The organism is Streptomyces sp. Ac-502, from assembly GCF_045222935.1.
GTDB lineage: Bacteria > Actinomycetota > Actinomycetes > Streptomycetales > Streptomycetaceae > Streptomyces > Streptomyces monomycini.
The window spans coordinates 4,202,664-4,217,452 of record NZ_JBHFFO010000001.1 but is presented as its reverse complement, the minus strand read 5'-3'; the positions used below and the strand labels follow the sequence as shown (position 1 = coordinate 4,217,452).

Annotated in this window: 12 protein-coding genes, 1 tRNA gene and 2 pseudogenes; 6 read left to right on the top strand and 9 right to left on the bottom strand. The window is 71.6% G+C overall.

Annotated features, from left to right (window positions below; genetic code table 11):
* Positions 1-12 precede the first annotated feature (12 nt).
* Together ACEXOX_RS18935 and ACEXOX_RS18930 are read left to right on the top strand one after the other, a co-directional pair.
* Positions 13-605, top strand: a pseudogene (locus ACEXOX_RS18935) (lytic polysaccharide monooxygenase).
* Between the two features lie 206 nt (positions 606-811).
* Positions 812-1,399 (top strand): lytic polysaccharide monooxygenase, encoded by a 588-nt coding sequence (locus ACEXOX_RS18930; RefSeq protein WP_406522029.1) that lies wholly within the window; start codon positions 812-814, stop codon positions 1,397-1,399.
* 91 nt (positions 1,400-1,490) lie between these two features.
* Here the strand turns inward: ACEXOX_RS18930 and ACEXOX_RS18925 are convergent.
* From ACEXOX_RS18925 to ehuB, 6 genes are all read right to left on the bottom strand, one after another.
* A tRNA-Lys gene (locus tag ACEXOX_RS18925) sits at positions 1,491-1,564 on the bottom strand.
* A 109-nt stretch (positions 1,565-1,673) separates the two neighbouring features.
* Complete coding sequence (locus tag ACEXOX_RS18920; RefSeq protein ID WP_406522027.1) at positions 1,674-2,432, bottom strand: IclR family transcriptional regulator; 759 nt, start codon at positions 2,430-2,432, stop codon at positions 1,674-1,676.
* A 299-nt stretch (positions 2,433-2,731) separates the two neighbouring features.
* Positions 2,732-3,565 carry an ectoine/hydroxyectoine ABC transporter ATP-binding protein EhuA gene (gene ehuA, locus ACEXOX_RS18915; RefSeq protein ID WP_406522025.1) on the bottom strand — a complete coding sequence of 278 codons (834 nt, stop codon included), beginning with the start codon at positions 3,563-3,565 and terminating at the stop codon, positions 2,732-2,734.
* Complete coding sequence (gene ehuD / locus ACEXOX_RS18910; RefSeq protein ID WP_406522024.1) at positions 3,555-4,208, bottom strand: ectoine/hydroxyectoine ABC transporter permease subunit EhuD; 654 nt, start codon at positions 4,206-4,208, stop codon at positions 3,555-3,557. The genes ehuA and ehuD overlap by 11 nt, the downstream gene beginning before the upstream one ends.
* Complete coding sequence (ehuC, locus tag ACEXOX_RS18905) at positions 4,205-4,936, bottom strand: ectoine/hydroxyectoine ABC transporter permease subunit EhuC (protein ID WP_406522023.1); 732 nt, start codon at positions 4,934-4,936, stop codon at positions 4,205-4,207. The genes ehuD and ehuC overlap by 4 nt, the downstream gene beginning before the upstream one ends.
* Positions 4,933-5,862, bottom strand: coding sequence for an ectoine/hydroxyectoine ABC transporter substrate-binding protein EhuB (gene ehuB, locus ACEXOX_RS18900; RefSeq protein ID WP_406522021.1), 930 nt, complete (start codon positions 5,860-5,862; stop codon positions 4,933-4,935). Before ehuB ends, ehuC begins: the two co-directional genes overlap by 4 nt.
* A 268-nt stretch (positions 5,863-6,130) precedes the next feature.
* Between ehuB and ACEXOX_RS18895 the strand changes: the two genes are divergently transcribed.
* Positions 6,131-6,631, top strand: coding sequence for a DUF3830 family protein (locus ACEXOX_RS18895; protein ID WP_406522019.1), 501 nt, complete (start codon positions 6,131-6,133; stop codon positions 6,629-6,631).
* Here ACEXOX_RS18895 and ACEXOX_RS18890 read toward each other — a convergent pair.
* Together ACEXOX_RS18890 and ACEXOX_RS18885 are read right to left on the bottom strand one after the other, a co-directional pair.
* Positions 6,612-8,030: an amidase gene (locus ACEXOX_RS18890; protein ID WP_406522017.1), complete on the bottom strand. Its 1,419-nt coding sequence runs from the start codon at positions 8,028-8,030 to the stop codon at positions 6,612-6,614. The genes ACEXOX_RS18895 and ACEXOX_RS18890 overlap by 20 nt on opposite strands.
* A gap of 44 nt (positions 8,031-8,074) precedes the next feature.
* A pseudogene (locus ACEXOX_RS18885) lies at positions 8,075-9,039 on the bottom strand (D-2-hydroxyacid dehydrogenase).
* 209 nt (positions 9,040-9,248) lie between these two features.
* Between ACEXOX_RS18885 and ACEXOX_RS18880 the strand changes: the two are divergent.
* The 3 genes from ACEXOX_RS18880 to ACEXOX_RS18870 all read left to right on the top strand — a co-directional run bounded on the left by ACEXOX_RS18880 (position 9,249) and on the right by ACEXOX_RS18870 (position 12,337).
* Positions 9,249-10,175, top strand: a complete 927-nt coding sequence (locus tag ACEXOX_RS18880; protein ID WP_406522016.1) for a decarboxylase — start codon at positions 9,249-9,251, stop codon at positions 10,173-10,175.
* Between the two features lie 138 nt (positions 10,176-10,313).
* Entirely contained in the window at positions 10,314-11,054 is a 741-nt protein-coding gene (locus ACEXOX_RS18875; protein WP_406522015.1) for a decarboxylase, read from the top strand.
* A gap of 101 nt (positions 11,055-11,155) precedes the next feature.
* Positions 11,156-12,337 (top strand): LLM class flavin-dependent oxidoreductase, encoded by a 1,182-nt coding sequence (locus ACEXOX_RS18870; RefSeq protein WP_406522013.1) that lies wholly within the window; start codon positions 11,156-11,158, stop codon positions 12,335-12,337.
* Between the two features lie 215 nt (positions 12,338-12,552).
* Here the strand turns inward: ACEXOX_RS18870 and ACEXOX_RS18865 are convergent, their stop codons facing one another.
* Complete coding sequence (locus ACEXOX_RS18865; RefSeq protein WP_406522011.1) at positions 12,553-14,568, bottom strand: EAL domain-containing protein; 2,016 nt, start codon at positions 14,566-14,568, stop codon at positions 12,553-12,555.
* Positions 14,569-14,789 lie beyond the last annotated feature (221 nt).

The following is a 14,789-nucleotide window of genomic DNA, read 5'->3' as shown; positions in this document are numbered from 1 at the left end:
CAGGAGCACCACATGCGTAAGAAGCTCAGCGCTGCCGTGGTCGGTCTCGGCATCGCCGGAGTGTCCCTGTTCGCCACGGGCAGCGCTTCCAGCCACGGCTACAGCGACGCACCCCCAGCCGCCAGGCGCTCTGCGCCAAGGGCACCGTCAAGAACTGCGGCGCGATCCAGTACGAGCCGCAGAGCGTCGAGGGCCCCAAGGGCTTCCCGGCCGCCGGTCCCGCCGACGGGAAGATATGTTCCGGCGGCAACACCGGCTTCAAGGAACTGGACGACCCGCGCGGCGGCAAGTGGCCCGCCACCAACCTCAAGGGCGGCCAGGGCTACACCTTCCAGTGGCGCCTGACGGCCCGGCACGCCACCACCGACTTCCGGTACTACATCACCAAGGACGGCTACGACCCGAGCAAGCCGCTCACCCGGGCGGACCTCGAACGCGAGCCGTTCGTGACGGTGCCGATGGGCGGACGGCAGCCGGCCGCCACCGTGCAGCACCAGGGCACGGTGCCCACCCAGAAGTCCGGCCACCACATCATCCTGGGCGTCTGGAACATCGCCGACACCGGTAACGCGTTCTACGCCTGCTCCGACGTCAACCTGTCGTAACCGGCGCCGGAGCCGTGACGGGCCTCCCTGTCCTTCCTCCGGGGAGGCCCCCTCCGGCCGCACGCCCCCGCTCCCTCGCGCGGCCTCGCTCGGATCCGCCGGCCCGCCGCCCCTAGGCAGCACCGACCGGCGGGAATATTCTGCTGGTTGGTCTGGACCGCAGTGCACTCGGCTCGCAGGAACCCCCCTCATTCCGGGAGCGAAGCATGCGCAAACGGATCAGCGCGGCCGTCGTCGGACTGGGCGTCATCGGTGCGACGGTCCTCTCGGCCGGCGGCGCCGGCAGCCACGGCTACACCGACGCCCCCGTCAGCAGACAGAAACTGTGTGCCAACGGCACGGTGAAGAACTGCGGCGCCATCCAGTGGGAGCCGCAGAGCGTCGAAGGCCCCAAGGGCTTCCCGAACGGCGGACCCGCCGACGGCAGAATCTGCTCCGGCGGCAACAGCCGCTTCAAGGAGCTGGACGACCCGCGCGCCGGCCAGTGGCCCGCGACCAAGGTCAGCGCGGGCTCGTACACCTTCCGCTGGCGCTTCACCGCCCCGCACCGCACCACGGACTTCCGCTACTACATCACCAAGAACGGCTGGAACCCCAGCCGCCCCCTGACCCGGGCGGACCTGGAACCGGCCCCGTTCCTGACCGTCCCCTACAACGGTCAGCAGCCGCCGACCACGTACTCGCACCCGGGCACGCTGCCCGGCGGGAAGAGTGGAAAACACCTGATCGTCGGCGTCTGGACGATCGCGGACACCGGTAACGCGTTCTACGCCTGCTCGGACGTCGAGTACTGAGCGGAAGGACGGAGTGGTACCGGGTGGAAGAACGTACGGAAAAACACGAGTGGGCCTCTCGAAGCTGTGCTCCGAGAGGCCCACTCCCAGGTGCGCCGCCAGGGACTCGAACCCCGGACCCGCTGATTAAGAGTCAGCTGCTCTAACCAACTGAGCTAGCGGCGCGCGCTGACAAAAGAAATACTACCTGGTCCGCGGGGGTGCTTCCGACCACCGCCCGACCACCGCCCTGCCGGGCCCCCGCCGAGCCCCTCCGGGCCCCGGCGCCCCGGGATCAGAGCGTCAGCGACAGCAGCACCGGAGCCGCCCGCCGGTTCAGCGCGTCGGCGGCCTGCCGCAGCCGGTGGGCGTGCTCCAGCGGGAGCGACAGGGCCAGACAGCCGACCGTGGAGCCCGCCGTGATCGGTACGGCCGCGCAGACCGTGCCCACCGCGTACTCCTGGAGGTCCAGCATCGGTACGGTCGGCGGCTGGCTGTCCAGCTTGTGGAAGAGCACCTTCTCGTTGGTGATCGTCCGGGAGGTGAGGCGGGCGGTCTTGTGCCGGGAGAGGTGGTCCATCCGGCCGTCGTGGTCCAGCTGCGCCAGCAGGCACTTGCCGACCGCGCTGGCATGTGCCGTCCGGCGGAATTCCGCCCATTCGTTGACCTTGGGGGCCCGCGGTCCGTCGGCGTAGTGCAGGATCCTGACCTCGCCGTCGATGTAGCGGCTGATGTAGACCGCCGCGCCCACCGAGTCGCGCAGCTCGACGAGGGTGCGCTGGAGCTTGTCGCGCAGCGCTTCCTCGTGGCCGCCACCCGAGCCGAGCAGGACCAGGGACTCGCCGACGACGTACGCGCCGTCGGCGACCTGCGCGACATAGCCCTCACGGCGCAGCATCGCCAGCATGTGGGCGAGGTGCCCGGTCGGCAGACCGGTCTCGCGGGCGATCTGGACGTCCGACACCCCGCGGGCGTGCCGGGCGACGGTTTCGAGTACGCGCAGGGCGTACTGCACCGAGTGGAAGGGCGCGGTCGGCTCGGGTTTCAGCGCCACGGTGTCCCCCTAGCAGGTTGTGACCGTTTGCGTCGCTGCCGTCGCCGGCGGTCACGACCGTCGAACATTACCGGCCGTTCCCGGGCAGCGGGGCACGTACCACGATAGCGGCCAAAGGCTCCCGCCGGAGGGGGTCTTGACCGAAAAGGGGGATGGCCACGCACCTGTACTGGGGTGTGGTCCTCCGGCATATGCCCAGGTCATTCCGGACCGTGGCGCAGCCCGGCTACGCCGTCCGGCGGGGCGCCCGGAACGCGGCCGCGGCCGCTCCCGGACGCCGCGCGGGACGGACCGTGCCGTCAGAGGACCGCGCTCAGGAACTCCCGGGTGCGGTCGTTCTCCGGTTCGCTGAAGATCTTCTCCGGTGTCCCGAACTCGATCACCCGTCCCTGGTCGAACATCATCACGCAGTCCGAGATGTCCCGCGCGAAGTTCATCTCGTGGGTCACGCAGAGCATGGTGATGTCGGTGGTGTGCGCGATGTCGCGCAGGACGTCCAGCACGCCGGCCACCAGCTCCGGGTCGAGCGCGCTGGTCACCTCGTCCAGCAGCAGCACCTGCGGCCGCATGGCCAGGGCGCGCGCTATGGCGACCCGCTGCTGCTGGCCGCCGGAGAGCTGCGACGGGTACTTGTCGATGTGCTGCGTCAGGCCCACCAGGTCCAGCAGCCCGCGGGCCCGCTCCTCGGCGGCGTCCTTGCCCAGGCCCAGTACGTGCACCGGCGCCTCGGTGATGTTGCGCAGCACCTTCATGTTGGGGAAGAGGTTGAACTGCTGGAAGACCATCCCGATGTTCTTGCGCACCTCCCGGCAGTGCTTCTCGCTCGCCGGTACGAGCTTGCCGTTCTTCTCCTCGTGCGTCAGATACGCGTCACCGACCTTGATCTTCCCTTCCTCCGGCTTCAGCAGCGTCATCAGCAGCCGCAGGATCGTGGTCTTGCCGGACCCGGACGGGCCTATCAGCGTCACGTGCTTGCCGGAGTAGACCGTCATGTCCAGCGAGTCCAGGACGGTGTGCGCGCCGAAGCGCTTGGTGACCCGGTCGAAACGGACCAGCTCGGGGCCGTCCTCCGCGGTGCCGACCGTGGGCGGCGCGGGCTGCGGCGGCTGCGTGGGGGTGCTGTCATCGGACAAGGCGACGCTCCAGGGCTCGCAGGAGAAGGGAGGTGGGGTACGAGATCACGATGAACAGGACGCCGACGACCGTGATCGGCTCCATGTAGTCGAAGGTGGTCGCGCTGATGCTGTTCGCCTGGAAGAGCAGCTCCGCGACGGTGATCGCGGCCAGCATCGGCGTGTCCTTGAACATCGCGATGACGTAGTTGCCGAGCGCCGGGACCACCCGGCGGAACGCCTGCGGCAGGATCACCGCGGTCCAGGTGCGCCGGCGCGGCAGGCTCAGCGCCGTCGCCGCCTCCCACTGGCCCTCCGGAACGCCGTCGATGCCCGCCCGGTAGACCTCGGCGGTGTACGTCGAGTAGTGCAGCCCGAGCCCGATGACGCCGGTGGTCAGCGGATTGAAGGTCAGGCCCCAGCCCGGCAGCACGAAGAAGAGGAAGAACAGCTGCACCAGCAGCGGCGTGTTGCGCACGAACTCCACGACGATGCTGACCGGCCATGTCACCCAGCGGCTGGGGGAGCGCAGTGCCAGGGCCCACACCAGGCCGAGCGCGAACGCCACCAGCGAGCCGAGCAGCGTCGCCTGCACGGTGATCCACAAGCCGTGGAGCAGGTCGGGCAGGATGTCGCCGACGTACTCCCAGGACCAGTTGTTCACGGCTTACCTCCGGGGGCGGTGGTCACCTGCGGGCCCGGCCCGCCGATCGGCAGCCGCCGGGAGAACCAGCCGGACTTCTCCGGCGCGCGGCCGATCGACGCCTTGGCCCGGCGCTCCAGCAGGCGCATGACCCGGGTCACCACGAACGCGATCACGAAGTAGAGGACCAGGATGATCCCGTAGACCTGGGCGCTCTGGCCGGTGGAGAGCCGGGCCAGCTTGGCCTGGAAGGTCAGCTCCCCGATCGACAGCAGCGAGGCCAGGGCGGTGCCCTTGAGCAGCTCGATCAGCAGGTTGTTGAACGGCGGCATCATCTCCGGCACGGCCTGCGGCAGGATGACCTTGCGCATCCGCTGCCAGGGCGTGAAGCTCAGCGCGATCGCCGCCTCACGCTGCGCGGGCGCCACCGCCTGGACGGAGCCGCGCACGACCTCGGAGCCGTACGCCCCGTAGGACAGGCCGAGCGCCAGGGTGCCCGCCCAGAGGCCGGCCAGCTGCCAGCCCAGCAGCGGCAGTGCGAAGAACAGCCAGAACATCAGGACCAGCGCCGAGGTGCCGCGGAAGAACTCCACGTAGACACCGGACAGGAAGCGCACGATCCACAGCCGGGACGTACGGGCCAGGCCGATGCCGAAGGCGACGGCGGCGGCCAGCACGGCGCTGTAGACCATGAGCTGGACGGTGATCCACACCCCTTCGAAGAACAGTTCCCACAAGGCTCCGGTCACCGGGCACAGAGCTCCTTCGCCGTGAGGTCGGTCATGAAGTCCTCGGTGAAGCCGAAGGGCCGGGCGATGCGCAGGAGTTCGCCGCTCTCCTTCAGCTTGTGCAGCTCGGCGTTGAAGGCGTCCCGCAGCTTCGTCTCGCCGATCCGGAAGCCGTAACCGCCGCCGTCCCGCTGGGGTTTGCCGCCCACCTCCGGCGTGAAGGGGCGGGTCATCTCCACCTTGGGGTGCTTGCCGGTCTTCAGCGCCTCCATCATGGTCAGCGCGGTGCCGGCGAAGCAGTCGATGCGGTCGGCCTCCAGAGCCTCCATGCCGGCGATCTGGTCGCCGTACGTCTGGATCCTCCCCTTGGCGACGCCGTTGCCGACCGCGTAGTCGATCTCCGCGTAGCCGATGCCGGTGCCCATCCGGAAGCCGCCCTCGGCCACGTCCCGGTACGAGGTGATCTTCTTCGGGTTGCCCTTCGGTACGAGGAATCCGTCCTTCGACTCGTAGTCCGGGTCGGAGAAGAGCACGGCCTGGCAGCGCGCCTTGTTGATGAACATGCCGGCCACGATCACGTCGTACTGGAAGGAGTGCAGGCCGGGCACGAGCGCCTGGAACTCGACCGGCACCGGCTCGAAGCGCTCCACTCCCAGCCGCTGGAAGATGGTCTTGGCCACGGCGGGCGCCTCGCCGGTCAGTTCGCCCTGGCTGTTGATCGACGCGTACGGCGGCTCGCTGGCGATGCCCATCCGTACGACTTTCCTGCTGCGAAGATCGTCGAGTAGGTGACCCCCGTCCGTAGCTCCGGTGATGTCGACCTGCGAGCAGCCGGCCGTCGCCCCCAGCGCCCCCGTCAAACCCAGCGCCGCCGCTCCTGCGAGCAGTGAGCGGCGGCGGAACCCTGATGCGGTGTTTCCTGAGCTGTTCCCCTGTGGTGGAGCCATGGGCGCGCGGCTACCCGAACTCGTTGAAAATATGCCAATCGTTTCCGGCCCTTGATGCAAGCGGTGCGGGGTCGTGGCGCATGTCGGTCATGCGTGCATACGACACCCGTTCGGGGGCGTCAATTCCGGTCCGGAGATGGCTGGTTGACGACGGTCGTCAGTGTCCGCGCGCCACGGGGAGGGCAGCGGTACCGCGTCCGGTGTTCCCGTGTGCATCGGGCCGCCCACTGGTCCACCATGGAGGCGCAAAGCACCGTAAGGAGGCAAAATGGTCGACCGTTTCATCGAAGTCTCCCTCGACAAGCGGGGCGTGAGCTGCACCGCCAAGCTGCTCGACGACCGCGCGCCGGTCACCTGCAAGGCCGTCTGGGACGCCCTGCCGCTCGGCGGCGACGTCTACCACGCCAAGTACGCCCGCAACGAGATCTACGCCCTCGTCCCGCCGTTCGCCCCGGAGGAACCCCCTCTGGAGAACCCGACCATCACGCCCATCCCCGGCGACCTGTGCTACTTCACCTTCAGCGACACCCAGTTGGGCACCGCCTCGTACGGCTACGAGAGCCAGGCCAAGCACCAGGGCCGCGCCACCGTCGTCGACCTCGCGCTGTTCTACGAACGCAACAACCTGCTGATCAACGGTGACGCGGGCTGGGTGCCGGGCATCGTGTGGGGCACGGTGGTGGACGGCCTGGACCGGATGGCCGACGCCTGTCAGGACCTGTGGCGCGCCGGCGCCCTGGGGGAAACCCTCAACTTCCGCCGGGCGTAGGCGGCGCGGGCACATCCCCTGTTGTGCAGAGGGCGTGCGCGGCGCGCAGCACCAGCGCGTCCGCGTGCCGCGCACCCACCAGCTGCACACCGATCGGCAGTCCGTCCCCGTCCACGCCGCACGGCACGGTCGCGGCGGGCTGCTGCGTCATGTTGAAGGGGTACGTGAACGGGGTCCAGCCCGTCCAGCGCGTGTGCCCGGACCCGGCCGGCACCTCGGCACCCGCCTCGAAGGCGGTGATCGGCTCGGTCGGCGTCACCAGCAGGTCGTACGTACTGTGGAAGCGGCCCATCGTCACGCCCATGGCCATCCGCACGTCCACCGCCGCCAGGTAGTCCAGTGCGCTGCGCCGCGCGCCCTCCGCGCAGATCTCCCGCAGCCCCGGATCGAGCAGCTCCCGCTGTGTGTGGCTCAGGTGCTGCACCACCCGCGCCGCGCCGCTGAACCACAGCGTGTGGAACTCCTCCACCGGGTCGGTGAGACCCGGGTCGGCCTCCTCGACGTGCGCGCCCAGCTCGGCGAGCCGGTCCGCCGCGCGCCGCACCGCGGCGGCGACCTCCGGCTGCACCGGCACGTCCCGGCCCAGCGAGGGGCTGTAGGCGACCCGCAGCCCGGCCACCGGCCGCGCCAGCTCCTCCCGGAACGACCCGGCCGGGGGCGCGAGCTGCGACCAGTCCCGCCAGTCGGCCCCGGTGATCACGTCCATCAGCAGGGCGGCGTCGGCCGCGTCCCGGGTCATCGGACCGACGTGCGCCAGCGTCCCGAACGGACTCGCCGGATACAGCGGCACCCGCCCGTACGTCGGCTTCAGCGCGAAGATCCCGCAGAAGGAACCCGGGATGCGCACCGACCCGCCGCCGTCCGTGCCCAGACTCAGCGGCCCGGCGCCGAGCGCGACGGCCGCCGCGCTGCCGCCGCTGGACCCGCCCGCCGTACGGGACGGGTCGTACGGATTGCCTGTCACCCCGTGCCGCGGACTGTCCGTGACGCCCTTCCACCCGAACTCGGGCGTGGTGGTCTTGCCCACGAACACCGCGCCGTGCTCGCGCAGCCGCGCCACCGACGGCGCGTCCGCGTCCCAGTCCGTGCCCTCCTCGCGCACCGTGCGCGAACCGCGCAGCGTCGGCACCCCACGGGTCAGCAGCAGGTCCTTGACCGTGGCCGGCACGCCGTCCACCAGCCCGGCGGGCCGCCCGGACCGCCACCGCTCCTCGGACTCCTTCGCCGCGGCCAGCGCCTCGTCCGCGTCGATACGGGTGAAGGCGTTCACCCGCTCCTGCGCCCACGTGGCCCGCTCGATCACCGCCCGCACCGCTTCGACCGGCGAGAACTCGCCCGCCGCGTACCCGGCGACCAGCCGCGCCGCCGAGCAGTCCGCCAGGTCCGTCACCTCAGCCATCCCGACCTCCGTCCACGAGCGTTCCCCTCCACGGTCCCGGAAGATCAGGGGCCCGGTACGTAACCCCGCCGCTTGTCCACCACATTGGTGAGCGGCTCGCCCGCCGCCCACCGGTCGAAGTTGTCCGCGAACTGCTCAGCCAGCGCGTCCCGCCAGCCCAGCGTGTCGCCGCTCATGTGCGGGGAGACGATCAGGTGCGGCACGTCCCACAGGACGCTGTCCGAGGTCAGCGGCTCGTGCTCGAAGACGTCCAGTGCCGCCGCCGCGATCCGCCACTCCCGCAGCGCCGCCACCAGGTCGTCCTCGACGACGAGCGGCCCGCGCGCCACGTTGATGAACCGGGCCCGCTGCCGCATCCGGCCGAACGCGGCCCGGTCGAACATGCCGCGCGTCTCCTCGGTCAGCGGCGCCGCGCACACCACCCAGTCGGCCGTGCCCAGCAGACCGTGCAGCGCGCCGCCCGCGTGCACCCGGCCGAAGTCGGAATCGTCCGTACGTTCCCGCCGCCCGACCAGATCCACCCTGACACCCAGTGCCAGCAAGGTCCGGCCGATGGCCCGGCCGATCGGCCCCGAGCCCACCACCACGGCGCGGCTGCCCGCCACCCGCAGTGTCTCCCGGTGCCGCCAGCGCCGCTGCCGCTGGAGTTCCCAACTGCCGTAGAAGTCCTTGGCCATGGCGATCACCAGGCCGGCCACGTACTCGGCGATCGGCTGCTCGAAGACGCCGCGCGCGTTGGTCACCAGGGTCGGGCCGGCGGCGAGCTCCGGGCACATCAGCCGGTCCACGCCCGCGCTCGCGGTGTGCACCCAAACGGGGCGCGGGCCGTCGCCGGGCCAGGCGTCGCGGACCGCGTCGGAGGTGAAGTCCCACGCCAACACCACGTCGGCGTGCGGCAGTCGGTCGGCGAAGGTCTTGTCGTCGGCGTAGACCAGCCGGGCCCGGCCGGCCAGCCGGTCCAGTGTGGGGGCGGGTCGGAACCGAGGACGAGGACGGTGCTTTCGGACATAGGCCAGAAACCGTTCTGAAACGTGAGCCCCTTTGAATGAAAGGAGGCGCCGACAGATGCCTGAGATGCGAGGATTGACCACGCTAAGAAGTCGTAACTACCGTGTCAACAACGGCTCTGTCCCGACGTCCCCGGCTCGTGCCGGTCGCACCACGAACCCCTGGCCAAAGACCTTGGCCTTACCAGCCCTTCGCTCTTCTGGGGGCAGCATGGACGTCTCATTCCTGGGGGGACCGAAGCCTCAGCTCGGTGTGGGTGTCGTCGCTCCGTTCGACTTCGCCCTGGACCGTGAGCTGTGGCGCTGGATCCCCGACGATGTGTCCCTCCACCTCACCCGGACCCCTTTCGTGCCCGTCGAGGTGAGCCTCGACCTGGCCCGCCTCGTCAGTGAACACGAAACCCTGCACTCCGCCGTCCAGGCGCTGTGCGCCGTCTCCCCGCAGGTCGTCTCCTACGCCTGCACCTCGGGCAGCTTCGTCGGCGGCGTGGCGGGCGAGCGCGCCATGTGCGCCGCCATGACCCGGGCGGGTGAGCTCCCGGCGCTCACCACCTCCGGCGCGCTCCTCGAAGCGCTGCGCGAGATCGGCGCGTGGCGGATCGCGGTCGTCACCCCCTACACCAAGTCCGTCACCGATTCCCTGGAGGAGTACCTGAAGGAAGCCGGTGTCACCGTCACCGGACGCGCCTACCTGGGCCTGACCCGGCACATCTGGAAAGTGTCGTACCGGGACGTCGTCGACATGGCCCGCCAGGCCGTCGTCGGCGCCGCGGACGCGCTGTTCATCAGCTGTACGAACCTGCCGACGTACGACGTCATCCCGCAGCTGGAGGCCGAACTGCGGATGCCGGTCCTGTCGGCCAACCAGGTCACGATGTGGGCCTCCCTGCGGGCCATCGGAGCCGAGGCCGTCGGCCCGTACCAGGCGCTGGTGGACCCCGTCGCCAGACGCGGACCGGCCTCCATGACCTCCTCCTGGGCCCCCGAGGAAGGGGCCGGGATACCGAGGCGGAGCGGCCGGTCCGAAGCGGCGTTCGCCGGGTCGGCGGTCCCGTCCTCCGAGGCGGAACCGGCCGACGGACTGGACGTACCGCCCTTTCATCCCCCGGAGGAGCCCGGCCCGCCGGCGCCGGTCTGACGCGTAGGGGCGGCGCCCGCCCGGCTGCCGTCCCCACCCCGCGTCCACCTACGCGCCCCGCGCACGTAGGCCCGGGGCGGCGCGCGCACCGCAGTACACACCCCCATACGCATCCCCCCACCCCGTCAGGAGACGTGCATGGCATCCACGGTCGGCTTCCTCTACCCCGGCCACTCCGCCGAGGACGACTACCCCCGGCTCGAAGCACTCCTCGGCAACGGACTGAGCCTGCCGCTCGTCCACACCGACATCGGCGAGGACGCCCACCGCGTCGACGCGCTGCTGGAGATGGGCTCCGCCGCCCGGCTCGCCGCCGGCGTCGCCGACCTCAAGAGCCGCGGCGCCGAGGCCGTCGTCTGGGCCTGCACCAGCGCCAGCTTCGTCTTCGGCTGGGACGGCGCCCACGCGCAGGTGCGCGAGCTGTCGGCCACCGCCGGGCTGCCCGCCTCCAGTACGTCCTTCGCCTTCGCGCACGCCGTACGGGCCCTGGGCGCCGAGCGCGTGGCCATCGCCGCGACCTATCCCGACGACGTCGCCGAGTGCTTCCGCGCCTTCCTGAAGTCCGCGGGTACGGAAGTCGTCTCGACCCGCGGCAGCGGGATCATCACCGCCGCCGAGGTCGGCACGTGGGGCCTGGAGGAGGTCCTGCTCCTTGCCCGTACGGGGGACCACCCCGACGCCGAGGTGGTGCTGCTCCCCGATACGGCCCTGCACACCGCCGGGCACCTCCCCGCCATCGAGGCGGAGCTGGGCAAGCCGGTGCTCACCGCCAACCAGGTCACCGCCTGGGAGGGGCTGCGGCTGCTGGAGCGCACGGTCGTCTGCCCGGCGCTGGGCACGCTGTTCGCGGGGGCGCCGGTGCCGTCCACGGCGGGGTAGCCACAGCGGAACCGCCCGCCCTCCTCGCCCGCCCGGGAATAACCGGAGAAGTGCTCCGGTTGTTCCCCGGGCAGACCAGCGACGCGAGGAGGGCCCGCACCGTGAGCGGCGACCACGACGAGATCCGGGACCACGACGGCAACGGGGCCGGTGCCGGCCACCGGGCCGATACCGGCAACCCGGCCGATGACGCCCGCGACGGCGACGGCATCCGGGGCACGGCCCTCGGCACCGCGCCCGTCCCCCTGTCCGTACTGGACCTGGTGACCGTGGGCGCCGGGCACACCGCCTCCGAGGCCGTACGGACCGCCGTCGGCATCGCCCGCACGGCCGAGCGCCGCGGCTTCCACCGCTACTGGGTCGCCGAGCACCACTCGATGCCCGGCGTGGCGTCCTCGTCGCCCGCGGTCCTGCTGGCGCACCTCGCCGCGCACACCGACCGCATCCGGCTCGGCTCCGGCGGCGTCATGCTGCCCAACCACGCGCCGCTGGTGATCGCCGAGCAGTTCGGCACCCTGGAGGCGATGGCCCCCGGCCGCGTCGACCTCGGCCTCGGCCGCGCGCCCGGCACCGACGGCGCCACCGCCGCGGCGCTGCGCCGTACGGAGCGGCTGCACGAGGGGGCCGACGAGTTTCCGCAGCAGCTCGCCGAGCTGACCCGCTTCCTGGACGACGACTTCCCCGACGGGCACCCGTACAGCCGTATCCACGCGGTGCCGGGACCGGTCCAGGCGACGTCCCCGGGCGGCGTCCAGTCGGCGCACCGGCCGCCGCTGTGGCTGCTCGGCTCCTCCGGGTTCAGCGCCCAGCTGGCGGGCCGCCTGGGCCTGCCGTTCGCCTTCGCCCACCATTTCTCGGCGGCGAACACCATCCCCGCGCTGGACCTGTACCGCGAGTCCTTCCGCCCCTCCGCTGTCCTCTCCGAGCCGTACGCGCTGATCGGCGTCGCCGCGCTGGCCGCCGAGGACGAGAAGGAGGCGTACCGCCAGATCCTCACCGGTGCGCTGTCCATGATCCGGCTGCGCACCGGGCGCCCCGGGCTGGTGCCCAGCCCCGAGGAGGCGGCGGCGTACGCGTTCAGCGGTATGGAGCGCGACTTCGTCGACAGTTGGCTGTCCAACATCATTCACGGCACGCCCGACGCGGTCCGCACCGGTCTGGACGACCTCGCCAAGCGCACCGGCGCCGACGAGCTGATGATCACGGCCAACGCGCACGGCGGCGACGTCCGGCTGCGGTCGTACGAGCTGATCGCGGACGCTTACGGGCTGCCGGGGGTGTGAGGGACGGGGGCCGGGGCATGACGGACGGGCTGCCGGGGGTGTGACGGGCGGGCCGCCGACGGCGTGGCGGGTGGGGCGCCGACGGCGCAGGAGTCCGGCCGGCACAGGGCGAGTGGGTGCATCGGAGCGGACGGGGGAGTGCGCCGGCCGGCCCGCTCCCTCCCGTACCTCGACGAGCGGGGGACCGGGCCGCGCCGCCCGCTCCCCGGGAGCCGCTACGCGCCGGTCTGCCGCCCCGCGCCGATCAGATCGCAGACCCGGTCCGCAGGCACCGGGCGGGAGTACAGCCAACCCTGCCCGGTGTCGCAGCCGATACGGCGCAACCGCTCCGCCTGTTCGGCGCTCTCCACGCACTCCGCGGTGACCGTCAGGCCCAGCCGGTGCGCGAGCGCGACCAGCGCCTCCACGATCGTCTCGTCCGCCGGGTTCGGGTGCTCCTGCGAGCGGAAACCCCGCACGAAGGAGCCGTCCAGCTTCAGTACGGACACCGGCAGCCGGCTGAGGTACGCCAGGTTCGAGTAGCCGGTGCCGAAGTCGTCGATGGCGATCCGTACGCCCATCTCGCTCAGCGCCTGAAGCGCCTGGAGCGGGCGCCCGGCCGAGCCCATCACGGCCGACTCGGTCAGCTCCAGCTGGAGCAGGGCGGGCGGCAGCCCGGTCTCGGCGAGGATGCCCGCCACGTCCGCGACCAGGTCGGAGTCCCACACCTGCCGTACGGCGACGTTCACGCTCACGAACAGCGGCTCGGCGCCGGGACGGGCCAGCTGCCAGGCGCGGGCCTGGTGGCAGGCGCGGGAGAGCACCCAGCGGCCCAGCTCGACGATCGAGCCGTTCTCCTCCGCCAATCCGATGAACCGATTCGGCGACAGTGTGCCGAACTGCGGATGCCGCCAGCGCACCAGCGCCTCCACGCCCTGCGCCCGCCCGTCGCCGAGCCCGACCAGCGGCTGGTACTCCAGCGTGAACTCGCCGCGGTCCACCGCGGGCCGCAGCGTGCTGGACAGCGCCTGGCGGGTCATCCGGTGCGCGTTGCGCTCGGGGTCGAAGAGCGTCCAGCGGGCCTTGCCGTCCTCCTTCGCCCAGTACAGCGTGGTGTCCGCGGCCTGCATCAGTCCGGTCGCCGTGGTGCCGGTCGCCGCGCGCTCCACGACGCCGATGCTCGCCGAGACCGACAGCCGCTGCCCCGCCAGGTCGAACGGCCGCTGGAGCGCGTCCAGGACGCGCTGTGCCAGTTCGGCGAGTTGTTCGGTACCGGCCGAGTCCTCCACCAGGAGGGCGAACTCGTCACCGCCCAGCCGCGCCACCAGGTGGCCGCTGCCGCCGCGTACCGCGCCGCGCTCGGCCAGGCTCTCGGCGCAGTGCGTCAGGCGCTGGGCCACCGCGCTCAGCAGCCGGTCGCCGACGCGGTGCCCGAGGGTGTCGTTGACGGCCTTGAAGCCGTCCAGGTCGAGGTAGCACAGGCCGACCCGGCCCGTACCGTGCTGCTCGAAGGCGGCCGACTCCAGCGCGCCCGCGAGCCGCTCGAAGAACAGCGCGCGGTTGGGCAGCCGGGTCACCGGGTCGTGCATCTGGAGGTGGCGCAGCCGGGCCAGCAGGTCGTGCCGGTCGCTGATGTCCGCCACGGACAGCAGGACGCAGTCCTCGTCCGGCAGCGGCTCGACCGTCACCTCGGCCCACAGGAACTGCCCGTCGGGATGTTTCAGCCGTCGGGTGCACCGCAACCGTTCGCTGTGGCCGCGCAGGACCTCCCGGTACGCGGCCCAGATGCGCGGGTCGGTGCCCAGCTCGGTCAGGTCGGCGGCGGTGGCCGCGACCAGGTCGTCCGGTGCCGCGCCGACCAGTTCGCCGAAGGCGGGGTTGGCGGCCAGGACGAGGCCGTCGCGGTTGAGCACGGCCAGCGGGGCGCGGGCGGCCCGGAAGGCGGCGCGGTAGTCGCGCAGCGAGGCCGCCGAGCCGTCGCCGGCGTCGGGTTCGCCGCGGATGCCGGCCCGCGGTTCGCCCGACGGGCCGGCCGGGCCGGAGGGGCCGGGCCGGGGGTGTCCGTCGGCCGTGGCGGGCCGGGTGGGGCCGTCGGCCGCGGTGGGGCCGTCGGTGGGTGCCGGGCCGGAGGCGTCGTCCGGGCCTCCGTTGGATGCATTGGTCGTTTCTTTACGCTCCGTCACCGCGGAGAGCGTCGTTCCGGGCGCGCGGCCCGTGCCGCCGGGGTATCCGCTCACTGCTCGCTCCCGCATGGCGCTTGTCTCGTGATGGAGGGGGAATCCGCGCTGGAAAGTGTGGCGATCATAGAGGCTGCCGCAAGGGGCTATCCAGCGACGTAACCGTGATCATCGGCACCCGTGGCGGAAGTTTGGCCATTTCCGTCCGGCTGTGTTCGTGCGTATCCGGTCAACGATCGATAGTGACTTTCCGTTACGGGATGGGGAGTTGGGCCGGTCACTCGTCTGGGGCCCCG